Source organism: Gemmiger formicilis, from assembly GCF_024462815.1.
Lineage (GTDB): Bacteria > Bacillota > Clostridia > Oscillospirales > Ruminococcaceae > Gemmiger.
The window spans coordinates 22,853-46,320 of the sequence record NZ_JANGCG010000004.1; the positions used below are offsets into that span (position 1 = coordinate 22,853).

Annotated in this window: 21 protein-coding genes; 14 read left to right on the forward strand and 7 right to left on the reverse strand. The window is 55.3% G+C overall.

Translation table 11 applies throughout. From position 1 onward, the window contains the following. Positions 1–211 precede the first annotated feature (211 nt). The 4 genes from NE623_RS05100 to NE623_RS05115 all read left to right on the forward strand — a co-directional run bounded on the left by NE623_RS05100 (position 212) and on the right by NE623_RS05115 (position 5,080). On the forward strand, positions 212–2,401 hold the full coding sequence (locus NE623_RS05100; RefSeq protein ID WP_256271262.1) for an ATP-dependent DNA helicase: 2,190 nt from the start codon (positions 212–214) through the stop codon (positions 2,399–2,401). Continuing rightward, the gene (locus NE623_RS05105; protein WP_256271263.1) at positions 2,325–2,702 is read left to right on the forward strand and encodes a hypothetical protein; all 378 of its coding nucleotides are present in this window, start codon (positions 2,325–2,327) and stop codon (positions 2,700–2,702) included. Before NE623_RS05100 ends, NE623_RS05105 begins: the two co-directional genes overlap by 77 nt. A gap of 1 nt (position 2,703) precedes the next feature. After that, positions 2,704–3,096, forward strand: coding sequence for a recombinase family protein (locus tag NE623_RS05110; RefSeq protein ID WP_256271264.1), 393 nt, complete (start codon positions 2,704–2,706; stop codon positions 3,094–3,096). 313 nt (positions 3,097–3,409) lie between these two features. Further along, a complete protein-coding gene (locus tag NE623_RS05115; protein WP_256271265.1) occupies positions 3,410–5,080 on the forward strand; it encodes a recombinase family protein in 1,671 nt (556 codons plus the stop codon). A gap of 982 nt (positions 5,081–6,062) precedes the next feature. On the opposite strand, the gene NE623_RS05120 is transcribed toward NE623_RS05115, so the two are convergent. Continuing rightward, a complete protein-coding gene (locus NE623_RS05120) occupies positions 6,063–7,391 on the reverse strand; it encodes an ROK family protein (protein ID WP_256271266.1) in 1,329 nt (442 codons plus the stop codon). An 842-nt stretch (positions 7,392–8,233) separates the two neighbouring features. On the opposite strand from NE623_RS05120, the gene NE623_RS05125 reads away from it, so the two are divergent. From NE623_RS05125 to argS, 4 genes are all read left to right on the forward strand, one after another. Further along, positions 8,234–9,343 (forward strand): D-alanine--D-alanine ligase family protein, encoded by a 1,110-nt coding sequence (locus NE623_RS05125; RefSeq protein WP_256271267.1) that lies wholly within the window; start codon positions 8,234–8,236, stop codon positions 9,341–9,343. Next, entirely contained in the window at positions 9,343–10,158 is an 816-nt protein-coding gene (murI, locus tag NE623_RS05130; protein ID WP_256271268.1) for a glutamate racemase, read from the forward strand. The genes NE623_RS05125 and murI overlap by 1 nt, the downstream gene beginning before the upstream one ends. A 10-nt stretch (positions 10,159–10,168) precedes the next feature. Further along, positions 10,169–10,615: a DUF1934 domain-containing protein gene (locus NE623_RS05135; RefSeq protein ID WP_256271269.1), complete on the forward strand. Its 447-nt coding sequence runs from the start codon at positions 10,169–10,171 to the stop codon at positions 10,613–10,615. A 147-nt stretch (positions 10,616–10,762) separates the two neighbouring features. Then, a complete protein-coding gene (gene argS / locus NE623_RS05140; protein ID WP_256271270.1) occupies positions 10,763–12,520 on the forward strand; it encodes an arginine--tRNA ligase in 1,758 nt (585 codons plus the stop codon). A 1,194-nt stretch (positions 12,521–13,714) separates the two neighbouring features. On the opposite strand, the gene NE623_RS05145 is transcribed toward argS, so the two are convergent. From NE623_RS05145 to NE623_RS05170, 6 genes are all read right to left on the reverse strand, one after another. Beyond that, positions 13,715–14,188 (reverse strand): GNAT family N-acetyltransferase, encoded by a 474-nt coding sequence (locus tag NE623_RS05145; protein WP_256271271.1) that lies wholly within the window; start codon positions 14,186–14,188, stop codon positions 13,715–13,717. A 55-nt stretch (positions 14,189–14,243) separates the two neighbouring features. Next, positions 14,244–14,477 carry a methylenetetrahydrofolate dehydrogenase gene (locus NE623_RS05150; protein ID WP_256271272.1) on the reverse strand — a complete coding sequence of 78 codons (234 nt, stop codon included), beginning with the start codon at positions 14,475–14,477 and terminating at the stop codon, positions 14,244–14,246. Between the two features lie 99 nt (positions 14,478–14,576). Beyond that, positions 14,577–15,368 (reverse strand): TatD family hydrolase, encoded by a 792-nt coding sequence (locus NE623_RS05155; RefSeq protein WP_256271273.1) that lies wholly within the window; start codon positions 15,366–15,368, stop codon positions 14,577–14,579. Further along, on the reverse strand, positions 15,365–16,303 hold the full coding sequence (locus NE623_RS05160; protein WP_256271274.1) for a DMT family transporter: 939 nt from the start codon (positions 16,301–16,303) through the stop codon (positions 15,365–15,367). Before NE623_RS05160 ends, NE623_RS05155 begins: the two co-directional genes overlap by 4 nt. A 22-nt stretch (positions 16,304–16,325) precedes the next feature. Continuing rightward, the gene (metG, locus tag NE623_RS05165; RefSeq protein WP_256271275.1) at positions 16,326–18,341 is read right to left on the reverse strand and encodes a methionine--tRNA ligase; all 2,016 of its coding nucleotides are present in this window, start codon (positions 18,339–18,341) and stop codon (positions 16,326–16,328) included. Between the two features lie 49 nt (positions 18,342–18,390). Continuing rightward, entirely contained in the window at positions 18,391–19,137 is a 747-nt protein-coding gene (locus NE623_RS05170; protein ID WP_256271276.1) for an aspartate/glutamate racemase family protein, read from the reverse strand. 244 nt (positions 19,138–19,381) lie between these two features. Here NE623_RS05170 and NE623_RS05175 point away from each other — a divergent pair, with 244 nt between their 5' ends. The 6 genes from NE623_RS05175 to NE623_RS05200 all read left to right on the forward strand — a co-directional run bounded on the left by NE623_RS05175 (position 19,382) and on the right by NE623_RS05200 (position 23,400). Continuing rightward, positions 19,382–19,894: a type II secretion system protein gene (locus NE623_RS05175; RefSeq protein WP_256271277.1), complete on the forward strand. Its 513-nt coding sequence runs from the start codon at positions 19,382–19,384 to the stop codon at positions 19,892–19,894. A gap of 284 nt (positions 19,895–20,178) precedes the next feature. Continuing rightward, positions 20,179–20,745: a translation initiation factor IF-3 gene (infC, locus tag NE623_RS05180; RefSeq protein ID WP_256271278.1), complete on the forward strand. Its 567-nt coding sequence runs from the start codon at positions 20,179–20,181 to the stop codon at positions 20,743–20,745. Positions 20,746–20,773: 28 nt separating this feature from the next. Then, positions 20,774–20,980: a 50S ribosomal protein L35 gene (rpmI, locus tag NE623_RS05185; protein WP_078783375.1), complete on the forward strand. Its 207-nt coding sequence runs from the start codon at positions 20,774–20,776 to the stop codon at positions 20,978–20,980. 53 nt (positions 20,981–21,033) lie between these two features. Continuing rightward, positions 21,034–21,387 carry a 50S ribosomal protein L20 gene (gene rplT, locus NE623_RS05190; protein WP_078783376.1) on the forward strand — a complete coding sequence of 118 codons (354 nt, stop codon included), beginning with the start codon at positions 21,034–21,036 and terminating at the stop codon, positions 21,385–21,387. Positions 21,388–21,532: 145 nt separating this feature from the next. Continuing rightward, on the forward strand, positions 21,533–22,300 hold the full coding sequence (locus tag NE623_RS05195) for a TrmH family RNA methyltransferase (RefSeq protein WP_256271279.1): 768 nt from the start codon (positions 21,533–21,535) through the stop codon (positions 22,298–22,300). Further along, positions 22,300–23,400, forward strand: a complete 1,101-nt coding sequence (locus NE623_RS05200) for a DNA-processing protein DprA (RefSeq protein WP_256271280.1) — start codon at positions 22,300–22,302, stop codon at positions 23,398–23,400. The genes NE623_RS05195 and NE623_RS05200 overlap by 1 nt, the downstream gene beginning before the upstream one ends. Positions 23,401–23,468 lie beyond the last annotated feature (68 nt).

Genomic DNA, 23,468 nt, shown 5'->3' on the forward strand with positions numbered 1-23,468 from the left:
AGCGATCAATTCTACCGACAAAGCAGTGAAGCCTGCTTCGCCATGATCTGTAAAGGGAGATAATGATACACCTGTTGCCCCGCACGTCAGACGGGGTGGCCGACCTTGGGTTGAAATCCTTAGACCCTTGGAACACCAGTGAAAACTGCGCAAGCGGCTTGCCGAACGAAAGTGAACCGTGTTCCCGGTTGCCAGGGGGCGAGCTGCAAATATGGCATTTCTGCATGTTATTCTCTTTTCTTCTGAACATCAACAGCCCCATGTGTTGATGTCGAACCCGTGCGACGCAGTGCACCAACCGCTGCGCCGCATTATTTTGTCATCAACCGAGGAGATGATCCAATTGCAAAATCCGGAAACGGGTTATGAGAAAGCTCATCGACAGGTAGAGCAAATCTTTCGATGGTTCTTCCCAGCCAGAGGAATGGTCACACGCGAAGGCCAGATTCAACTGTGCCACACGATGCTGGACGCCCTGTTTGGCCGGGATGTTGCACTGTGTGACGCCGGCGTGGGACTGGGAAAGACTTATGCCTACCTGGTTGCTTGCGTGCTGTGGCAGCTGCAAAGGCCACAGCAGATGCAACGCCCGGTGGTGATTTCCACCGCCAGCATCGCGCTGCAGAGCGCCATCCTCAAAGAATACATTCCGTTTTTATCAGATATTTTAATACAAAACGGATATATTCAAAAACCCATTTGTGCTGTGCTGCGAAAAGGGAAAGAACGCTTCGCCTGTGACAAACGTCTGCTGATTCGCCAAAAACAGATCAGTGTGCGCGGCGAACGCTTCCGCAGAAGGGCAACCGCCTTGCGCGCTGCCAACCAATGCCTGGACCTGGATCTTTTGCCAGGGATTTCCCGTCATGATCGCCGCTTGATCTGTGTTCCAGAGCGGTGTAGTCGCAGCTGTATCTTACATTCCGATTGCCGATACCGGCAGTATTTGAAAGATTCCAACGATGCATCCGTTACCATTCAAGTCTGCAATCACAACTACCTACTGGCAGACGCAGCTCACCGTCAAAACGGATGGAAGCCCCTGCTGAAAGACTACCAGGCACTGATCATCGATGAGGCCCATAAACTGCCGGAAACAGTTCGCCAAATGAACACCCGGCGGATTCGTTCGTCAGACTTGCTTCATTTCGAAAAAATTCTGGTAACCAGCCATTGCACGTTGGGAGCCCAGAAACTCCGTGGAGCGAGCCGGGCATTTCTGACAGCATTTACACCGGCAGAGAACGAATCGGAAAGGGCAAAATCACTTTGCCTGACAACCGAGCAATCCGCCGCATTGCAGCATTTGAATAGAGTTATTGAGGAAATTCTCAAGCTGGAGAACAAAGAAACACCGCTCGTTCTACGCAATAAATTGCATGATATTCAAGAACTCCTGCCGCTTTTCCTTCGCCGGGATACAACTTTTGTGCGCTATGTGGAATGCCGCCGAGAAAACGGTATATTGTCCACCGATTTGTGTGCAGTGCCCTTCGATCTTCCCCAATGTGTCTACGATGCACTCTGGCGGGAGCAGAAACCAGCCATCCTAACCTCTGGAACTCTGGACACCGGAGAAGATTTTACTCATGCAAAACATCGGCTCGGGTTGGATCGCGGAACCCCATTGCGCACGCTGCGCATCCTGTCCCCTTTCCGCTACGATGAGAATTGTTTACTCTATTTTCCCGAACCTCAGCATACGAAGCCTCCCTACAAACAGGACGAAGACCGCGTGGCTCATCAGATCCAGGAGCTAATCAACACCGCAAACGGACACACGTTGGTGTTATTCACATCCTATGATCAGATGGGCCGTGTCTATGAAAAACTAAAAAATAAGTTCCCTGTGCCTGTGCTGCAAGTACAACGCAATCCTCAGGTCTATCTGGAACGCTTCAAGCAGCTTCCCAATGCGGTCCTGTTCGCAAGTGGAGCCTGCTGGGAAGGCGTGGATTTCCCCGGAGACATGGTTTCATTGCTTATCATCGTGAAGCTACCATTTAAGGTACCTGACCCGCTGGGAGAAGCCCTGCGGAAGCAGTACCGCAATCTTCACAGCTACATCCAGGCCGAAGTTGTGCCGGAAATGCAGATCAAACTGCGGCAGGGGTTTGGCCGCGCCATCCGCACCGAAAGCGACAGCTGCGTGGTTGCCGTTCTTGACCCTCGCGCAGCACCGGGAAAGCGATACCGTCAGGCCGTTCTGGATGCCTTACCGAAAATGCCAATTTCGGACAAACTAACAGATATCCAGAGCTTTTTACAATCCAAGAAAAATCCCAGTTATTTCGAGCCCCGATTCCCTAAGGAGGTTGATTATCATGCGGGCAATTTGTTTCATTCAGGAAGTCAGAAACAGCGATCTCACCATGCGGCAGCAGATTCTGATCTGCCGTAAAGCACTGCGCAAACTACGCTGGCCTTGCGTACAGGAACTGTACGCTCAGGCAGGAACCGAAGAACAACCGCTTACTCTGCGCCCCGGTGTAATGGACTTGCTTCACGCCGCTGCAAACGGTGAGGTAGATGTTTTGATCGTGGTGGATATTAACCACCTGTATTGTGGCCGCCCCGAATTGGAAGGATTGCTTGCTTCTCTTTTGCAATACGATGTACACACTTTCGGGGTCAAGTGCGGTTGGATCGAGCCAGGTGGCCGGCACTGGATGGTCCTTCCGAATTACGATTCGGAGGTGTGAAATGGAGCGCAAGAAACAAGATGCTTTGTTCTTCCCGCGTATCTGGTTATATGCGCGCACCGGAAGCGGACATCGTGCCGTTGCTGAACAGCAACTGGTAGAACTCCGTGAATGGGCAATCTGCAACGGATACAGTATCGTAGGCCAAAGCTGCGAATGTGCTCAGGCCGATTCTTTTTGGCGGCCCGGCCTATTTGCGATGCTCCGGGCCGTGCGCAGAGGAGATGTTGATACTATTGCAATTACGAGACTATCTCGTCTTTCAAGAAGGAAAAGAAAACTCAGCAAAATTATTGCAATATTACAATTACATGATGTAACGCTGACCGCTACAGAAATGAACCTGAGATATCAACTCTATCTCTATGGTTTGAAAGGTATCTCGGTTAGTTAATGGCGAAAGGAAAAAGTGTGAAAGAATCTATTGAGGAACTGCCGGATGGGCGGGTGAGAATAGTACGCGAAGTTTGCGGGATGCCAGTTTCCATTATCTTTTCAGCGCAGGAGGACAATAAAACCCTAGAAAATATAAAAGCGATGATCATGGATGCCTACGCAGAGAGAAAACTCCGTGAGGGTAAACTGTCAAATTGTGACCAGTTGTAGAGAGTATGTTTCTCCGTTTTGGTGATAGCTTTCCTCCCGTTGATTGAGTATTGTTGGTATGAGCAAATAGCCCGAACTAAGTGAATAGGGGAGGAACAACAATGACTTTTGGGGACCAACATGGTCAGGAAGTGGAAATCTCGCAAGCGGATCAGAAGTGGCTGGATGACGCTTATTTTACTGCCCAGCAAATGCGGTTGCCCGTGGATTTGCTGCGCGCCGCTTTGTCCTACCGCGTGTCGACCAAGGGCCAGGTGGATCACGATGATATTCCCATGCAGAAGATTGCCTGCCGGAAGTTTGCCCAGGAGCATGGATGGCGTGTAGTGTTGGAGAAGGCAGAAAAAGGTGTCTCTGGCTCCAAAGTCTCCGCCAGTAAACGGGATGTGATTCAGGAATTACGCAGCGAGGCAAGCAAGGGTAACTTCGATATCCTTCTGGTGTATATGTTTGACCGGCTGGGACGCATTGAGAGTGAAACACCATTCGTACTGGAATGGTTCGTCCAGCACGGTATCCAGATGTGGAGCACCCACGAAGGCCAGCAACGCATCGAAAGCCATGGCGATAAGCTGATGAACTATATTCGATTCTGGCAGGCAGCAGGGGAGAGCGAAAAGACCTCCATGCGAACCAGAGACCGTATCCGTCAGATCGTTTCCAGCGGACACTTTGCCGGAGGCTTTGTCCCTTACGGATATCGAGCTATTAATAAAGGTAGAGTCAACAAGAGAGATCAGCCCGTAAAGGACCTGGAAATCAATCCAGATGAAGCGGAATGGGTCCGCGAAGTATTTATGAAAGTGGCGGAAGAAGGTGCCAGTGGGTATGCCATGGCACAGATGCTGAATCAACGAGGGTTGCGTACCCGCCAGGGGGCGGAGTTTCAGTCTTCCAATATCAAGAGACTGATTCAGCACGAGGGGTATACGGGATATATCATTACTAAGGCGGCACGGTCGGAGTTTATGCCGCAGCTGAAGATCATTGACGAGGCTTTGTTCGCCGAGGCCAACGAGATGATCAGCAAAAGAAGCAAAAAGGCACTGAAAGATAAAAATGCTGCCCAAAAGAGCAACAATCAAACGTTATTGGCCGGCATCGTCGTCTGCGCACATTGCGGGGCGAAGATGTCGACCTTTTTGCATACAAATCGGTATAAGCTGGCTGATGGTAGTATTCGGGAAAAGGTGCAGGCCAAGTACAACTGTTATCAGCGCGGCCAGCATCTGCGGGAATGTGATGGCCAGGCTTTATATTTGGCAGAACGGGTAGACAGAATTGTACTTGCCTACGCTGATGAGCTGTTCCGCAAGATCAAAAGTGAGCCGTATGACAAAAGCATTGAACAGAGAATCAGGCAGCAGGATGCTGAACATAACAGACAAAAACAGGCTGCCGAGAAGAAGATCAAGGCAGCCCAGTATAAGCAGCAACGCTATGAGGACGAAGTTCTGAAATGTTTGGATGGAAGGAGTGCATTCTCGCAGGAGATGCTGGCCCGACTGATTGCGCAGGCGGAAGCGGAGGTCAGACAAGCAAAAGATGAATACGCCACCTTATTACAAAACAACGACCATCGAGCTACAGTCCAACAAATCCGCAATTACTATGATGAATTTCTTGGGTGGGCCAACGAGTTTGACCTGGCCGCTGTTCCTCGAAAGCGAGCTATTTTAACGGAGCTGTTTGAAAAGGTGGAAGTTGGTAGGGGGTATAAGGTGACGATCCATGTGAAGGGGAGTTATAAGCAGTTTCTGAAGAATGAGTAAGAACCAGACAATGATGATGGTGGCTTTAGCCCCATAAACAGCAGATAACTACCTATTATTGGCGAGTCCAATGGAAGATATCTGAAAAGTCTTCTGCTAAAATGAAGAGGTATTCACTTTATATGTTGTGGAGCAAAGATTTGAATTTGGGTGTGACTGTGATTAGTTTGAATCGTTTGAGCGAAAAAAATATAAAATGTGAAACGCTATTGATTGCGATTGCTTAGTATGATATTATGTATGCCTTATAAAATAGAAAAAGCCGCGAACACTACTGTGTTGCGGCTAAATATATTTGTGAAAAATCATAATCAACCTTCTGGGATGACCTTAAGATGGTGGTAAATTTTGACACGATGCCTTGGGAGCCGATTCTGAACGCAGGTCATCCGGTTCGACTTCACACTCCCAACATGGTTGGAGCGTGAATCGTTCAGTTTCGGCGTGAGCCTTATTTTCTTCGATGTCGAGCTTCCGGGACTCTATCTCGTCATCGGCCAGAGCTTCTTCGTGTGCCCATCTATCGCGTGTGTATTCATTATCCAATTCCCGCATTCGCTGGATATGAAGGAGGACGGAGGGAATCGTGAATGTAACACATACAAGGATAGCGATGAATATGACTACGCCTTGCGTAGGCTTAAATTCTTTGGTATACGGTTCCAGAAGCTTCGATAGCAATCCTATTAAGTCAAAATCACGCGGAACACCTCCTTTGCATTGAAATTTCAATTTGGAAGAACGGTTCAGCAAAGATAGCGCTTTCTTTGTTATAATTATATCCTACCTGCGGCGGCGTGTAAAGAGCATTGCGTATTAGAACTAATAATATATGTATAGAAAATATAATAAGAAATTTGTGTAATAACTACAATGTAAGCACAAAAGGGCGAAATGCGATTCAATTAGACGGAAAACAACCACCCTGCGCATCGGTAGATGGACCGTGCGTGGATGGTTGCCTCTTGGATGGTTGATTTTACTAAAATTGTACGTTTATATCGTAGCGTGCATAAAATGCATACATTGCAGCACCGATTGCAGGTGAACAGATGCCTTGCTCAGAAATTTGAAGTTTGTAGCTGTCAAAGACATATGGCAATGCAGAGAACTGGTATGAGTAGATACTATCTAAACAAGTACTTGCTAATTCTGAGAGTTTACCTGACAAAATAATTAAGGAAGGGTTAAACAGAGTTGCCACGGTATTAATGGCATATCCGAGCGCTTGGGAAAAGTGCTTTTGAGCCTCGACAGACTGATTCAATATTTCTCGTAACTGTGATAGTTTCATTTTGCGGTAAGTGTCAAAATCAGATTCGCCAAAAACATAAATGCGAATGTACTCCTCCAGCGTGATAGCTTTGTTGCTTTGTATAAGTAGAGGAATATGCCCAAGTTCACCACTATAATTTTTGGTACCTGTAAATAAACGATTATTTAAAATTAAACCGCAACCAATACCGGTACCTAAATAAATACTGACGATGTCTTCGGATTCACCAAGTGGAGAGTTGTTTTTCTGCAAATAATATTTTTCAGCAATGGCTACTGTTTTGGCATTATGCTGAAATGAGACAGTAATATTTTGACTTTCGAGGTATTCACGGTTACTTGGTGAGATTAAGGTTTTGTAGCTTATGCCTCGCAAAAATGGCAAATTAAATGATTCGGTGACTGTTTTGTTTTCTACATCCACAGCACCGGTGAATGCGAATCCAATACCCAGCAGATGTTTTGCTGTGGAGGGGGATTGGTTTTGCTGATTTATGTCTGCAGCAATCAATCCATTAACTATTTGATTGATAGTCGCACTGAAACGCTCTGCAGATTCTGGAGTAGGAATTTTGATGTAACCATTAGTTGTAGCGTCGCTCTGCATTAGATATTTTCGCCAATCAAATACAACTGGGTTTCCCTCTGACTCAGCATAGAAGCATAGATAATCTTGTAATGAAACTTTTGACAAGGGATCAAAATTAAAATCGAGAACAACAAGTTTGATTTCTGATGAACCAATCGAAATGCCAACAAAATAGCCATAATCAGGATTTACCATTAGGGAATAACTACTTTTTCCACTTCCAGTTTCTGATACAGCCTCTTGTGCGACGGTACGTAATGCGCCGATTTTTTGTAATTTCTCTGCGGTATTTGAAGCAGTGGGCCAAGTTACACCTAACCTTTTTGCCAGTTCCATACGATCTAGGCAAATTGCCCCACGTAATAGGTATAACATTCTTGCAGAGTAACTAATTCTTGCGAGTTCAGAATCATGATCTTGCCAGATGTTGGTATTTAACAAACCCATTCTATCACTCCTAAAGGAAATCGTATGAAAGAAATAATATATAATAAGTATACGGTCTTTAGCAAAACAACGCAATAGGTAAGATGAATGAATTGGCGTATAATATGTGTGAAAATTGTGGATTGGAACAATTAGTCAGCATGAGAGAGATAAAACTGGTAATTCCGATCAAAGTATGGGGCAAAAACCTTAGTATTAGCCACTAAGGAGAGCAACTGACTCTTAATCAGTGGGTCCTGGGTTCGAGTCCCCGATGGTGCACCAAGGTACAGCCTTACGGAAAACGTAGGGCTGTTTTTTTGTTGCAATTTCCCGGGATGCGGCGGACAGGTGCACCATCGGGGACGAGAACAGGGCGTGTCGGTCGCTTTGCGTACCGACCGACAACAAAGCCCCAGTGGGGCTTTGTTAGCCCGCGGGAGAGTCCCCGATGGTGCACCACAAACGCCTTGCAGAAAGCTGCAAGGCGTTTTTTTGCTACCTTTAAAGAAGGCAGGCGCTTCTGCGCATTTTTTCTGGGAATACGCGATATAGGTATGATGGCGGGCAGTGCCCGCTCCCTACAGATAAACCGGAAGCGGCATTTTGGCGGGGACTTTCGGCTGGGTGGGGAACCCCGCCCTACGTGTTGAAGGGGAGCTTGTGGGGGATATCAGACATCTACAGAGCAAAAGATGGTCAGCGAGCTTCCGGGATGAGCATAAAATTCCAAAAACTTCGTGATTCCAGCGCAAAAAATTCAAAATAAACTGGTAAACGCAGGCATAATATGTTATGATAATAAACTGAAGACTTGTAGTGCGCCCTGCGGGGTGCCGCAATTTGTAAAGGGAGTCTTTTTGATGAATACTAATTCCAAACTGCGCGTTGCACTGTTCTTTGGCGGCGTTTCCAGTGAGCATGAGGTCAGCTGTGTCTCGGCCTCGGCTTGGCTGCGTGCGCTGGGGCAGGAGCCCTGCGCGGACAAATATGAGGTTTTTCCGGTTGGCATTACGAAAACAGGCCGTTGGCTGGCCTGCCATCCCACGCCGGAGGCCATGGCAGACGGCAGCTGGGAGCAGGGGGACTGCACGCCCTGCGTGCTGAGCCCGGACCGCGGCGACCACGGCATCTGGTTGCTGAAGGACGGCAAGGCGGAGCTAGTGCACATTGATATCTGTGCGCCGGTTATGCACGGCAAAAATGGTGAGGACGGCACGATTCAGGGCCTGTTCGAGATGGCCTGCATCCCCTTTGTGGGGTGTGGTGTGCTGGGCAGCGCGGTCTGCATGGATAAGGCCGTGGCCAACGCCCTGATGGATGCGGCAGGTGTGCCGCACTGCCACTGGGTCAGCGCCAGCCGCGCCGATTTGGAGATGAACGGCCCTGTGGTGCTGGACGGTGTTGAGGCAAAGCTGGGCTACCCCATCTTCGTCAAGCCCGCCAACGCAGGCTCCAGCGTGGGCATCAGCAAGGCGGCGGACCGCGCCGCGCTGGAAAAGGGCGTGGAAATCGCCCTGCGTGAGGATGACAAGGTTGTCTTTGAGGAGTTCATTGACGCGCAGGAGGTGGAGTGTGCGGCCATCGGCAACCCCGACAACCCCGCCACCGTCCTGACCACCCGCCCGGGCGAAGTTCTGGCCGGTGCGGAGTTCTACACCTACGATGACAAGTACAAGAACGGCGTGTCGCAGACCGTCATTCCGGCCCACCTGAGCGAGGAAAAGCTGGATGAGGTGCGCGCCGCGGCCCGCAAGGCCTATCTGGCGCTGAACTGCGCGGGCCTGTCCCGCTGCGACTTCTTTGTGGAGCGCGGCACGGGCCGGGTACTTTGCAACGAGCTGAACACACTGCCCGGCTTTACGCCCATCAGTATGTATCCGAAGCTGATGGAGCATGAAGGACTGGGCTATGCCGAGCTGGTTGATAAGCTGCTGACGCTGGCGGTGAACCGCCGGAAGGGGGCGTACTGATGGACACACGGCCCATCGGCGTGTTTGACAGCGGTCTGGGCGGCCTGACAGCTGTGCGGCAGCTGCGCCGCGTGCTGCCGGGGGAGGATATCGTCTACTTCGGGGATACGGGCCGCGTGCCCTACGGCTCCCGCGGACAGGATATCATCGTCCAGTACGCCCGGCAGGATATCCGCTTTCTGCTGAGCAGGGACGTGAAATTCATCATTGCCGCCTGCGGCACGGTGTCCTCGACCTATCCACCGGAGGAGGCCGCCCGCCTGCCGGTGCCCTTCACCGGGGTGGTGGGGGCAACGGCCCGCGCTGCGGTGGACGCAACCCACAACCGCAGAATCGGCATCATCGGCACGGCGGCCACGGTGCGCAGCGGCTCCTACGCGGCGGTAATCCGTGATATGCTGCCCGAGGTGGAGATTTTTGCCAAGGCGTGCCCGATGTTTGTGCCGCTGGTGGAAAACGGCTACTTCAATGACGGCAACCCGGTCGCAAAGCTGATTATCGCCGAGTATCTGCAGGAACTGAAGGATAAGGGCGTAGATACGCTGATTCTGGGCTGTACCCATTACCCGCTGCTGAAAAAGCTGATTGGCGATTTCATGGGCGACGAGGTGCGGCTGGTGGACTCCGGCAAGGTCACGGCACAGGCCGCGGCTGCAGCGCTGGAGGACCTTGGCCTGCTGAACGGAAAGTCCAGCGGCGGCACCGCCCGCTATTTTGTCAGCGATACGCCGGAAAACTTTGCCGAGCTGGGCAGCATCTTTCTGGGCGAGTTCGCCGGGGGCCCGGTGGAGCGCATTGCAATAGAAACGTATTAAAGGCATAACTATGGAAGAGAAATATCTTATCACCATCAAGGGCACGATGGAGCAGCGGGGCGACACCGACACGGTGGAACTGATGACCCACGGCTCCCTTGTCCACAAGGATCGTGCCTACTATATTGTATACAAGGAGACCGAAACCACCGGCTATGAGGGCTGCACCACAACGGTGAAGGTGGCGGAGGACGCCAGCAAGGTGTCCATGCTGCGGTTCGGCAAGCAGACGAGCCAGCTTGTCGTCGAGAAGGGCACCCGCCACCTTTGCCACTACGAGACCGACTACGGCGCCATCAGTCTGGGCGTGTCCGCCGATGAGATTGAGCATGGACTGGACGAGAACGGCGGCCGGCTGAAATTCAGCTACACGCTGGATTCCGGCGCGGAGAGCTTCATCAGCCGCAATCTGGTGGACATTAAAGTGGATAAGCTGCCGGAACAGCCGCAGGCGTAAGGGGCGGCAAGCCGTGAACGGCGTGCTGCCGAGGGCTCCGGCGGGGTGAGGTCACCCACCCTACGGATTGCCCCTATACACCGCGCCTGCAATGCAGCGCAAAATTCTACCATACAGCAATCAAAAATCCCCCACAGGAGGTATATCATGGACTATAAAAACTACAACCCGCGTGCGGCGGCGCTGGCACAGGCCCGCACGCTGCTGACCGATGCCGTCAAGGCTGCCATTGCGGACGGCACCCTGCCCGAGGCTGCACTGCCGGATTTCATTGTTGAGATTCCCGCAGACGTCAAGAACGGTGACATTGCCTCCAATGTGGCCATGGCGGGCGCACGCGCCTTCCACAAAGCCCCGCGCCAGATTGCCGAGGCCATCACGGCCAAGCTGCAGCTGGACGGCAGCCTGTTTGACCGCTTCGAGGTCGCAGGCCCCGGCTTCATCAACCTGTTCCTCGGGCAGGACTGGTTCACCAGTGTGGTGCGCGCCGCGGTGGCCAACCCCGAGTACGGCCGCACCGATGTGGGCGCAGGCAAAAAGTACAACGTGGAGTTTGTTTCTGCCAACCCCACCGGCCCCATGCACATGGGCAACGCCCGCGGCGGTGCGCTGGGTGACGGTCTGGCCGCCTGCCTCGACTGGGCGGGCTATGATGTGACCCGCGAGTTCTACATCAACGATGCGGGCAACCAGATTGAAAAGTTCGGCAAGAGCCTGGCCATCCGCTATCTGCAGCTGTACAAGGGCGAGGACGCCTGCCCGCTGCCGGAGGAGTGCTATCAGGGTGCGGACATCATTGCCCGCGCCAAGGAGTTTGCCGCCGTGCACGGCGACGCCTATGTCGGGAAGGATTTTGACGAGCTGAAGAAGGCCATTGTGGCGGACGCTCTGCCCAAGAACATCGAGGGCCTGCAGCGCGATCTGGGCAAGTACCGCATCCAGTACGACGTCTGGTTCCATGAGAGTGACCTGCACAATTCCGGCGCGGTTAAGGCCGTGGTGGACAAGCTGCTGGAAACCGGCGCCTGCTACAAAGCCGAGGACGGCGCTATCATGTACCGCAGTGCCCAGTACGCCGCCAAGTACGGCGTTGTCAACAAGCGCAAGACCGAGGACGGCAGCGAGGAGGAGGCCAAGGACGAGGTTCTGGTCCGCGCCAACGGCATCCCCACTTACTTTGCCGCCGACATTGCCTACCATTATAACAAGTTGGCCGTTCGCGGGTTTGACAAGGCCATTGACGTCTGGGGCGCTGACCACCACGGCCACGTGGCCCGCATGAAGGGCGCGATGGACGCCATCGGTCTGGACGGCAACCGTCTGGACATTGTGCTGATGCAGATGGTCAACCTGATGCGCGACGGCAAGCCTGTTCGTATGAGCAAGCGTACCGGCAAGGCCATCACGCTGACCGACCTGCTGGATGAGGTGCCCATTGATTCCGCACGTTTCTTCTTCAACCAGCGCGAGAGCTCCTCTACGCTGGACTTTGACCTGGACCTGGCAGTGCGCAACGACAGCGAGAACCCGGTCTACTATGTGCAGTATGCCCATGCCCGCATCTGCTCCGTGCTGAAGAAGCTCGAGAGCGAGGGCGTTAAGTTCAACGGTGCAGAGGGTGTGGATGCCAGCGTGCTGACCGACCCCGCCGAGCAGGCCCTGATTCGCCTGCTGGCCGCCTTCCCGGCGGAGATTGCCGCCGCAGCGGAGAAGTATGACCCGGCCCGCATCACCCGCTACTGCATTGATGTGGCGTCCGCCTACCACCGCTTCTACAATGCCTGCCGCATTCTGGATGCCGAGGGTACTGTCCAGCAAGGCCGCATTGCCCTGTGCCTGGCTGTGCGCGGCGTGATTCACAACATCCTGACGATGTTCAAGGTCACCGCGCCGGAGACGATGTAAAACAAACACAAAAGCCGCCGCTTCGCGTAAAACGAAGCGGCGGCTTTACTTTGGGTTACACGCGCCCAACATATTCATTATACCACTTTCGATATGTGCAAATCAATCCGGAATATGCACAAATATTGCACAATAACCTTGTGCGGTCTGCGAATAGACGAAAATGCAGGGCTGTGGTATAGTATAGTCACAGAAAGAAAACAGCCGGAGATAAGGAGATAAGAACTCCAAGCGAAGCCACTTTCCAAAAAGTCTTTAGCAAAGTCCCAGCGTGAACAGATTGACATCTTAAAGCAGATTTTCCCCAAGCGGCAGAAGGGCCGTAAAAAAGGAAGCACTTTAGGGACTCCAATCCAGAAGCACGAGGGCAAAAGACGGAAAGAAGATGTAAAGGCCGCCGGCAGGATTTCGTAAGGAAGGAGGCTCAAGTCCAATGGCAAACTTCAAGGATCCCATTCATCACCGGCGGGCCTGGGCCTGCTGACAGCATAAGAACCGCATCCGAAGCCGCAGGTCATAACCTGTAAAAGATTGATAAAAACGCGATGCACGGTTGCTTACACTACAGTTAGCAGACTCAGGGGCCGCCAAAACAGACCCCCGCATGAGATATAGATTAGGATGAAAGAAGGCTGGTAGAGATGACCGTCACCACTCCGCCGAACAGGATGTACCTGAACTTCACCTAATTCACAAGGAGAAACTCCGATGTACCAGAGTTAAGAGGCTTTGGCCCTCAGCATCAGACCCATGACCCCAGGAACGATCTTAATAACGAACATTACTCCGTTCCACAAATGCTTTTGAGCAAATAACGAACCAGAGGGTAAGTCCAATGAACAGTTAGTAAGGTCCTGAAAGGGTAAAACAAAATTCGCAAACGATAGGAATGATTCCCAATGACGAGGAAACAGTCCGAAAAATAACGAACAAGGGTATGAGGCTATGACTCCGAAGAAGTAAGACCGCCGGGGCGAACGAAAGGTTCGCCCCGGCTTTTTTTGTTTGGAGTATTGGCGGCAGGCAGTTGCCCGGGAACGGCATATCGCCGGGAACTTCCGGCAGGGTGGGGTCACCCCGCCCTACGTATATACCGGAAAAATTGCACCGTAGGGGCCGGGCACGCCCGGCCCGGAGGTTTCCCATTGACGCTATTTCCCGGGTAACTACCCGGGGCGTCGGGGAGGCCGCCCCCTACAGCATACACCGCATGACCTTGGTGGCTTCCACAAAATCCTGGGCTTCGTACAGGCGGACGGCGTCGGTGTTCTGGGCAAGGACGTTCAACTCCAGATACTCCAGCCGGCGGCTGCGGGCCCAGCGCTTGGCGGCGGCAACCAGCTCGCCGCCAATGCCCTGCGCCCGGTGGGGCTTGCTCACAATCAGGTCATCCAACCGGGCGTACCGGTGGGGGAGCACACAGCTGAATTCCGGCGTCCAGCCCGCGTAGCTGACCAGCGCAAAGCCCACGGCTGCGCCGTCCTGCTCGGCCAGCAGAAAGTCCGCGTCCTTGGCCAGAATGGCACGGCGCACCTCGGCCTCCTCCCGCGGGGCCTCGCAGAAAAACTCCGGCTGCAGCGCCACAAGGGCGCTGTCCAGCTCGCGGTAGAGCACCAGAAGGGCGGGTACATCCGCTTCGGTGGCCGGGCGTATCACGGTCTTGGCCATTTCGTTTTCCCCCTTTACCACAAAACCGGCGGACGCAGTTGTCCGCCGGTTTGCATTACTGGATTTCCTGAATGGTGTACTTGAAGCCGTACTCCTCCTGCAGCTTCTTCACCGCAGGCTCGCAGTCCTCAATAAAGGTGGCGGCGTAAACGCTCTGGCCGTTGTGGGCCTTCTTGTACTCCTCCACAATCTCGTTCAGCTTGTTCCAGCCCTCGTCAGCCTTGGCCTGGTCCATATCCTGCGGGAAATCAATGATAAATTCACGATGCTTCGGGATTCTTGCTTTCATGGTAATTCACTCCTGAAATATGATTCAATATATATACAGCATACCTGCGGGCGGGCAATGCCCACCCCTACAGAAGGGGTACGCCGTGTATACCAAAATTTACACGCCAAAGCAGCGTCTGGCGTTGGCGGCGGTCACATCCAGCACGGCCTGCGCGTCCATCTCCCAGAGGGTGCCGATGTAGGCCGCCACGTGGGCAATGTTCCGGCTGTCATTGCGGGTTCCGCGCACCGGCTCCGGGGCCATATAGGGGCAGTCGGTTTCCAGCAGAGCCATCTCATGCGGGATGGCCGCCAGCACCTTGGCGGCGCGCTTGGCACCCTTATAGGTCACCGCACCGCCGAAGCCCAGATACATCCCCTGCGCCACCAGCCACGCGGCGTCATCGGCACTGCCGCTGTAGCAGTGCAGCGCCCCGCGGGGCTTGTACTTGCGCAGCAGCTCATACATTTCGGCGTGGGCCTCGCGGTCATGCACCGAAACCGGCAAGTCGAGCTCTTTGGCAAGTTGCAGCTGTGCCTCAAACAGGTCATACTGCTCCTGCCGGGGCACGGGCCAGTGGTGGTCAAGCCCGATTTCACCGACAGCCACCACGGCCTTGTCGGCAAACAGGGGGCGCATGGCGGCAAGCTCGGCACGCCAGTCACCGTGATAGACGGTCACCGTGGCGGCGTCCTCCTCAATCAGGCTTTCCGGGTGGATGCCCAGTGCGGCGTGGAAATACGGCGCGGCGTGCGCCAGTTCCAGCACCCTTCCGGCATCGCCGGAGTGGGTCGCACATTCCAGCACGCCCACCACGCCGCCCGCGGGCAGCGCCGTCAGCAGTGCGGCGCGGTCGCCGTCAAACTGGCGGGAGGCATAATGCGCATGGGTGTCAAAGATGTTGTTCATGCCTTGGTCTCCTGCGGGGCGCGGTTGACAAGGTAGATGCCGATGCAGACCAGCACCAGCGCGGCCAGATAGTTCCACTCAAACAGCGGCTCGCCGTTCAGCACGGCGGACAGCAGCACGTTCATAACCGGGATAATCAGTCCGAACACCGCAATGCGGGAAACCGGGTTGTTCTTCATCAGCAGTGCCCACAGCACGTAGCCCGCGCCGGAGATAAACGCAAGGAAGAGCAGCACCGGCACACCGGCGGCGCTCTGCGGGTGCAGGCTGCCGCCCATGGCAAAGCCCAGCACGGCCAGTGCCAGACCGCCGATGCCAAGGTTCAGCACACAGACAGAGAAGCTGTCCGCGTGCTGGGTCACGGCCTTGTTCCACGGCCCGGCCAGCGCAAAGATGGCGGAGGCAATCAGCATAAACGCCATACCCTTGACGCTGCCGCTGCCGTGGTTGCCAAGGGTAGCCACCAGCACGCCGCCAAAGCCCAGCACGCAGCCCAGTGCCTTGCGCGGGGTCATACGGTCGGCCTTGCCGTAGAGGAAGTGTGCCAGAATGACGCCCATAAAGCTCTGGGTGCTGTTCAGGATGCCGCCCATCGCGCCGGTCAGCAGCGCCACGGCAGAGTAGTAGAAGAAATACTGTGCGGCGGTCTGCCACAGGCCCAGCCCGCAGGCGGAGGCCAGCGTCTTGCCGCGGGGCATAGGCAGCGGGCGGCGGTTCAGCACCAGCCCGGCCAGCCACACCAGCGCCGCGCCCATCATAAAGCGGACGCCTGCAAAGCAAAGAATAGACGCTGTATCGCTGGAATCAATCGCAAACAGGCGGTAGCCCATCTTGATGAAGGGGAACGCCGAGCCCCACAGCACGTTGCAGATAATGGCCATCAGCACGGCTGCGGCGGGAATCGAGAAAAACTGGTCAAGGCGGGATTTCTGCATGATAACGCTGTTTCCTTCCGCCTTAGTGGATGCGTGCGCCCGCGGGCGTGCTGTCCGGGAAGAAAGCGATGGAGCAGCCGCCCTCGGTGTCGGTATCGGCGGCAAAAATCATACCCTCGCTGACATACTTGCCCTTCATCATCGGGCGGGGGGCCAGGTTGGCCACAATGCCAATCTTTTTGCCAATCAGGTCCTCGGGGGCAAACCACTTGGCAATGCCGGACAGAATGCAGCGCTCGCGCTCGCCGTCAAACACGGTCAGGTGCAGCAGCTTCTTGCTCTCCTTCATGCGCTCGCAGGCGCGGACCTCGGCTACGCGCAGTTCCACCTTGCAGAAATCGTCAAAGCTGATTTCCTCCTCATGGTCGCCAATCAGCTCAGCGGAGGCAGCGGCGCTCTCGGCGGGCTTCTCCTCCTCTGCGGGAGCGTGGGCAGCCTGTGCGGCGGCCTTCTGGGCAGCCTCCAGCGCTTCCAGCTCGGCCAGCTCCTTTGCGGCGTCAATGCGGGGGAAGATGTTCTCGCCCTTGTGCAGGGTGGCGTTGGCAGGCAGCGTGCCAAAGGCGGCGGCGCTGTCCCACGTCTTGCCGTCGGCGGCCACATTCAGCTGGGCAAAAATCTTCTCGCAGGTGGTGGGCATAAACGGCTGCAGCAGCACGGTGCAGATGCGCAGCGTCTCGGCCAGGTTGTAGAGCACGCGGGCCAGGCGCGGCTTGGACTCCTCGCTCTTGGCCAGCACCCACGGCGCGGTGGCGTCAATGTACTTGTTGGCGTTGTCAATCACGTCAAACACATCGGCCAGCGCGTTCTGGAAGGCGTAGGCCTCCATATCGGTCTCATAGCGGGCGCGCAGGGCGTTGGCCTTTTCCAGCAGGGCGGTGTCCTCGGGGCCCTCGGCCTGCTCGGCGGGCAGATTGCCGCCGAAATACTTGTCCGCCATGGCGGTGGTGCGGCTCAGCAGGTTGCCAAGGTCGTTGGCTAAATCCATATTGATGCGGTTAATCAGCAGCTCATTGGAGAAGTTGCCGTCAGAGCCGAAGGGGAAGTCGCGCAGCAGGAAGTAGCGCAGGGCGTCGGCGCTGTAGCGCTCGGCCAGCAGATAGGGGTCCACCACGTTGCCCTTGGACTTGGACATCTTGCCGCCGTCCAGCAGCAGCCAGCCGTGGCCGTAAACGTGCTTGGGCAGGGGCATATCCATGCTCATCAGCATGGCGGGCCAGATGATGGAGTGGAAGCGGACAATCTCCTTGCCGATGAAATGCACATCGGCGGGCCAGAAGGTCTCATAGTCGCTGTCGGGGTACTTCTCGTTCATGAAGCCCAGCGCGGTGGTGTAGTTGAACAGCGCGTCAATCCAGACGTAAACCACGTGCTTGGGGTCGAAATCGACCGGGATGCCCCACTTGAAGCTGGTGCGGGAGACACACAAATCCTCCAGACCCGGGTCAATGAAGTTGTGCACCATCTCGTTGACGCGGGAGCGCGGCAGCAGGAAGTCGGTGTTGACCAGCAGGTCGCGCACGCGGTCGGCGTATTTGGACAGGCGGAAGAAGTAGGCCTCCTCCTCGGCGTCCACAACGGGGCGGCCGCAGTCAGGGCAGCAGCCGTTGACGAGCTGGCTCTCGGTCCAGAAGCTCTCACAGGGGGTGCAGTACTTGCCGACATACTTGCCCTTGTAGATGTCACCCTTCTCGTACATCTTCTTGAAGATTTTCTGGATGGCCTCAACGTGGTAATCGTCGGTGGTGCGGATGAAGCGGTCATAGCTGATGTTCATCAGCTTCCACAAATCCTTGACGCCCTTGGGGCCTTCGACGATGTTGTCCACAAACTGCTGCGGGGTGACGCCGGCCTCCTTGGCCTTCAGCTCAATCTTCTGGCCGTGCTCGTCGGTGCCGGTCAGGAACTTGACGTTGTAGCCCTGCAGCCGCTTGTAGCGGGCCATAGCGTCGGTGGCAACGGTGCAATAGGTGTGGCCGATGTGCAGCTTATCGCTGGGGTAGTAAATCGGCGTGGTGATGTAAAATTTTTTCTGTTCCATCTGTGATTTCTCTCCTTATAGTACAAACCGTGCAACGGTGTGTTTTGGGTTAAAAGCCGATGGGCTTTACGCCGCAGGCCTCCAGCGCATGGCGGCAGAGCACCTCAGTGCTGTCAATGAAGAACGGCCCTAAATGCTCGTCCCGCTTGACAAGGCTCAATTCGGTGCAGCCCAGCACGGCCATATCGCAGCCCTGCTTTTTCAGGTCATGCACCGCCGCGCCAAACTTGGCCATATCGGCGCGCTTGCCCTGTTTGATGTCATCGTAGATGACCGACATAACCTCCTGCTGGTGTTCCTCACTCGGGGCGGCCCAGCCGATGCCCTGCTCCTGGCAGGCCAGCTGGTAGGTCTCGGCGGCAAGGGTGCCGTCGGTGGCAAGGATGCCCAGCTTGGTGCAGCCCGCCGCCTTGGCATCGGCCACGGTCAGGCGCGGCATATTCAGCACCGGCACCGGCAGCGCCTTGGCCAGACGGTCATAGAAATAATGCGCAGTGTTGCAGGGGATAGCCAGCACGGTGGCGCCGTAGTGCACCAGACTGAAGCCGTCCTGCTCCATCACGGCGAAGGGGTCAGCCTTGCTTTTGCCCATGATGAAGGCGGTGCGGTCGGGCGTGGATGCGCGGGAGGATATGACGATGTCGATATGGTCCTGGTCGCAGCTGGCCGGGGTGTGGTCAATGAGCATCTGGTACAGATAGCAGCTGGCGGCAGGCCCCAGCCCGCCCAGAATACCCAGAACCGGTTTTTGCGGTGTAGCTTGGGACGTGGTACACCCCTCCTTATAGAATGACATATACCATTATTATATAGCCTGTGCAGGGATTATGCAAGGGGGAGATTTTTGGGGGGGGGCGGGTGGGGCAAAATGGACAAAAATGTGGAGCGGGGAGGGAAAAGGATAATAAAATTACACGAAACGTGATAATACGGTAAAAGCAGAGTTGACAAAAGAAAAAATATGTTATAATATTACACTACACAAATGCCGGCAGATGCAGACGTGCCGGTGAAAGAGAAAATATTGGAGGAAAACATTAATGTTTAAAAAACTGAAGAACAAAAAGGGCTTCACCCTGGTTGAGCTGATTGTTGTTCTGGTCATTCTGGCTATCCTGGCAGCTCTGCTGGTTCCCGCCCTGACCGGTTACATTGATAAGGCAAATCAGGAGAAGGTTATTGCTGAGTGCCGTTCCGTTGTTATGGCTGCGCAGACTACTGCTTCTGAGTACTATGGTCTGAATAAGGACTTGAGCGAGAGCGGCAATCAAGATTCTGCACTTGCCCAGATTAAGACTTTGGCAGAAGTTCCCACAACAAAGGATAATGATAACAAGGATGTTCCGGCTTGGCACTATCAGATTACTATTGGGACTGCAAATGGCGAAAACAATGTTGTAACCAAGGTCGTGTTTGATGATGGTACGAACATGGTTACATACACGAAGGATTCTACTACGGGCGAGGGCTCTTACAGCAAGGTCAGCAAAACTGATAGCAATGGCAATGAAGGCACTGGTAAGGTTTCTACAAGCACGATTTCTGCCAGCTAATATTTATAGCGTAAGGTATAGCTGAATTTTTTCCCACCGCCACCCGGCGGTGGGATTTTTTATCCCTTTTTCCCGCCTTGCAAAAACCCGCAAAAAAATCCCTTTGCCCCTATTGACAGCCCCTTACTTTTGTGGTAAACTATTGGCTGTAAAAAAAGCAGCAACCGGCAGTAGGCCGTCGGCTCACCTTGCGGGCTTGGGATAAGCTCCGGGTCATACCATGGATACGCACATAAGGTGCGCAACTTCGTATGTTCGGCGGCTGCTTTCAATGGCAGCCGCTTTTGTCTTTATCATACACTTGTGGGAGGTGTGTTACAATCGCCAGCAACAGCAAATCCAACGAACTGGAAATCAATGAGCAGATCCGTGACAAGGAAATCCGCCTGATCGGGGCGGACGGCGCACAGATGGGCATTATGAGCCCGCGCGACGCTTTGAAGATGGCTATCGACAAGGACCTTGACCTGGTCAAGGTTGCGCCGCAGGCAAAGCCGCCGGTGTGCAAGATTCTGGATTACGGCAAATACCGGTTCGAGATGCAGAAAAAGGAAAAGGAAGCCAAGAAAAACCAGAAAGTGGTTGAGCTGAAGGAAATCCGCCTTTCTTTGAACATCGACACCAATGACTTCAACACCAAAGTGAACCAGGCTGCCAAGTTCCTGCAGCAGGGCCACAAGCTCAAGGTAAGCATCCGGTTCCGCGGCCGCGAGATGGCGCATACCAGCTTAGGTCTGGATGTCCACAAGCGTTTTGCCGAGGCGTTGGCGGGCAAGGCCGTCATCGACAAGCAGCCCAAGCTTGAGGGCCGCAGCATGATGATGTTCATGTCCCCCGTTCCCAACAAGTAAGAAAGTAAACTCTCAGGAGGAAACAACAATGGCTAAAATGAAGCTCAAGACCCTTTCCGGCGCCAAGAAGCGCTTCAAGATGACTGCTTCCGGCAAGATTAAGCGCAATGCGTCCAAGCGCCGCCACATTCTGACCAAAAAGACCACCAAGCTCACCCGCGGCCTGCGTATGCCCAAGTACGTTGACAAGACCAACGAGGCTGCTGTCAAGAAAATGATGCCCTACGGCGGCTAATCCAAGACATTTAAAGGTCAGTTACTACCAGTTATACAAAGGAGATATAAAACATGGCTCGTATTAAAGGCGCTACCATGACGCACAAGCGTCGTGCTAAGACTCTCAAGCTCGCAAAGGGTTACTACGGTGCTAAGTCCAAGCACTTCCGCATGGCCAAGCAGGCCGTTATGAAGAGCGGCAACTACGCTTTCGTCGGCCGTAAGCAGAAGAAGCGCCAGTTCCGCAACCTGTGGATCACCCGCATCAACAACGCTGTTCGTGCTCAGGGTATGAACTACTCCACCTTCATGAACGGTCTGAAGAAGGCCGGCGTCGAGCTGAACCGCAAGATGCTGTCTGAGATGGCCATCCACGATCCCGCCAGCTTCAACGCTCTGGTCGAGACCGCCAAGAAGGCTCTGTAATAGCTTGCTAAAAAGACTCGCGCACCCGCGCGAGTCCTTTTGTGTTTAAAGGGGCAAGAAGGCTTCCCCCGCGGGGGAAGGCATGGGGCGCACAATATCCTTTATTCACACAATCCCATTGATTTTATACAGAAGGGGCGCTACAATGGAAATAATCACCAGCCGCGAGAATGCGAAAGTCAAATATGCCTGCGCGGTGCGCGACAGCGAAAAGCAGCGCACGGCGGATGGGCTTTTCTTTGCCGAGGGACCCAAGCTCTGCATGGAGCTGGCCAAAAGCTGCACGCCGCGGGTGATGTACGCCACGGCGGCGGCGTTGGAAAAAACACCGGCGCTGGCCGGGTTTGACCCGGTGGAAATTGCGCCCCACGTGGCGGAAAAATTAAGCGGCACCAAATCCAATCAGGGCGTGTTTGCCCTGTTTGAGACGCCGGTTCCGCCCGCCGATACGCTGGACACCGCCCGCCGCATCCTGATGCTGGAGGGCGTGCAGGACCCCGGCAACGTGGGCACGCTGCTGCGCAGCGCCGCCGCGTTCGGGTTTGACGCCGTGGTGCTGGGGCCGGGGTGCGCGTCACCGCTGAGCCCCAAGACCCTGCGCTCCTCTATGGGCGCGGCGGGGCGTCTGCCGACCGTCCACAGCGAGAACCTGCCCGCCACTTTGCAGGCCCTGCGGGGGCGCGGCGTCACCACGCTGGCGGCGGCGCTCTACCAGTCCCGCCCGCTGGACGAGGCGGGGAATGATTTCCCGCACGGCGTCTGCGTGGTCATCGGCAGTGAGGGGCAGGGCCTGACGGAGGAAACCGTGCTGGCCTGCGATATGGCGGTGCGCATCCCGATGACCGACCGCGTGGAGAGTCTGAACGCCGCCGTGGCCGGCAGCGTGCTGCTGTGGCATTTCAGGGGTGTGTGATGGACAAGACACTGGTATGGCTCTGGCTGGCGGATGCCGTCGGCTCCGGCTGCCACTATGCATCGGAGCTGCTGGCGCTGTACCCTGACCCTGCAGAGCTGTATGACGTGCTGCGCGCCGGGACTGAGGCCCCGCCGCCCTGCTTGACGCCGCGTGCGCTGGCCCAGCTGCAGGACACAACACCCTTTGACTACGAGGAACGGCTGGACCACTGCCTTTTGACCGGCGTTGAGGTGCTGACGCCCGACGAGGCACTCTACCCCGACCGGCTGCGCGATTTGCCGGATTTGCCGCTGGCGCTGTACGTTACCGGCAATGCCGACTGTCTGAACGGGCGGCGGTACGTGGGTATGGTGGGCACCCGCCGCCCCAGCGCCTATGGGCGGCAGGCCGCGTTTGACTTGTCGCTGGCTATGGCGCAGCAGGGTGTGGTGCTGGTCAGCGGTATGGCTGACGGCTTAGACAGTGAGGCCCACCGCGCCGCTGTGCAGGCGGACGAGCCGACGGTGGCGTTTCTGGGCACGGCCATTGACAAGACCTACCCGGCGTCCAATGCCAAACTGCGCCGCGCCATTGAGAAAAGCGGCGGCGCGGTGTGCAGCGAGTACCCGCCCGCCTACGCGGGACGCACCACGGGCACATTCCTGGCCCGCAACCGGCTGATTGCCGCCCAGAGCGAGGCGCTCTGCGTGGCGGAGGCCCGCACCCGCAGCGGCACGCTGAACACTGTGGGCCACGCCGAACGGCTGGGCCGCCCGGTGCTGGCCGTACCCGGGAGCATCTACAGCGCCCTGAGCGAGGGCGCAAATGAGCTGCTGCGCACCCACCGCGCCGAGCCGCTGTGCGCCGCCGCCGATGTGCTGCGCCTGCTGGGCGTGGGCGAGGAGACGGAAAGCCCGGTGCAGCAGCGGTTTGACCCCGCTGACGTCAGCGCCGACGCCCGGGCGGTCTACGCCGTATTGAAGCCCACGCCGCAGGGCGTGGATGCGCTGTGCGTGCTGACCCATCTGCCCGCAGGCCGTGTACTGGCCGCGTGCACCGAACTGGAACTTGCCGGTGGTGCCGAGGCGCAGCCGGGAAGAAGGTATGTGGCAAAGTGAGTGGCGGAAGGCAAGACGAGAGATGAGCAAATAATAGATAATAAATAATAAATAATAAAGTCGGTGTG

Coding starts and splice junctions, on each gene's coding strand:
- NE623_RS05100 (WP_256271262.1), top strand. CDS start 212: ATGGCATTTCTGCATGTTATTCTCTTTTCTTCTGAACATCAACAGCCC.
- NE623_RS05105 (WP_256271263.1), top strand. CDS start 2,325: ATGCGGGCAATTTGTTTCATTCAGGAAGTCAGAAACAGCGATCTCACC.
- NE623_RS05110 (WP_256271264.1), top strand. CDS start 2,704: ATGGAGCGCAAGAAACAAGATGCTTTGTTCTTCCCGCGTATCTGGTTA.
- NE623_RS05115 (WP_256271265.1), top strand. CDS start 3,410: ATGACTTTTGGGGACCAACATGGTCAGGAAGTGGAAATCTCGCAAGCG.
- NE623_RS05120 (WP_256271266.1), bottom strand. CDS start 7,391: ATGGGTTTGTTAAATACCAACATCTGGCAAGATCATGATTCTGAACTC.
- NE623_RS05125 (WP_256271267.1), top strand. CDS start 8,234: ATGAATACTAATTCCAAACTGCGCGTTGCACTGTTCTTTGGCGGCGTT.
- murI (WP_256271268.1), top strand. CDS start 9,343: ATGGACACACGGCCCATCGGCGTGTTTGACAGCGGTCTGGGCGGCCTG.
- NE623_RS05135 (WP_256271269.1), top strand. CDS start 10,169: ATGGAAGAGAAATATCTTATCACCATCAAGGGCACGATGGAGCAGCGG.
- argS (WP_256271270.1), top strand. CDS start 10,763: ATGGACTATAAAAACTACAACCCGCGTGCGGCGGCGCTGGCACAGGCC.
- NE623_RS05145 (WP_256271271.1), bottom strand. CDS start 14,188: ATGGCCAAGACCGTGATACGCCCGGCCACCGAAGCGGATGTACCCGCC.
- NE623_RS05150 (WP_256271272.1), bottom strand. CDS start 14,477: ATGAAAGCAAGAATCCCGAAGCATCGTGAATTTATCATTGATTTCCCG.
- NE623_RS05155 (WP_256271273.1), bottom strand. CDS start 15,368: ATGAACAACATCTTTGACACCCATGCGCATTATGCCTCCCGCCAGTTT.
- NE623_RS05160 (WP_256271274.1), bottom strand. CDS start 16,303: ATGCAGAAATCCCGCCTTGACCAGTTTTTCTCGATTCCCGCCGCAGCC.
- metG (WP_256271275.1), bottom strand. CDS start 18,341: ATGGAACAGAAAAAATTTTACATCACCACGCCGATTTACTACCCCAGC.
- NE623_RS05170 (WP_256271276.1), bottom strand. CDS start 19,137: ATGTCATTCTATAAGGAGGGGTGTACCACGTCCCAAGCTACACCGCAA.
- NE623_RS05175 (WP_256271277.1), top strand. CDS start 19,382: ATGTTTAAAAAACTGAAGAACAAAAAGGGCTTCACCCTGGTTGAGCTG.
- rpmI (WP_078783375.1), top strand. CDS start 20,774: ATGGCTAAAATGAAGCTCAAGACCCTTTCCGGCGCCAAGAAGCGCTTC.
- rplT (WP_078783376.1), top strand. CDS start 21,034: ATGGCTCGTATTAAAGGCGCTACCATGACGCACAAGCGTCGTGCTAAG.
- NE623_RS05195 (WP_256271279.1), top strand. CDS start 21,533: ATGGAAATAATCACCAGCCGCGAGAATGCGAAAGTCAAATATGCCTGC.
- NE623_RS05200 (WP_256271280.1), top strand. CDS start 22,300: ATGGACAAGACACTGGTATGGCTCTGGCTGGCGGATGCCGTCGGCTCC.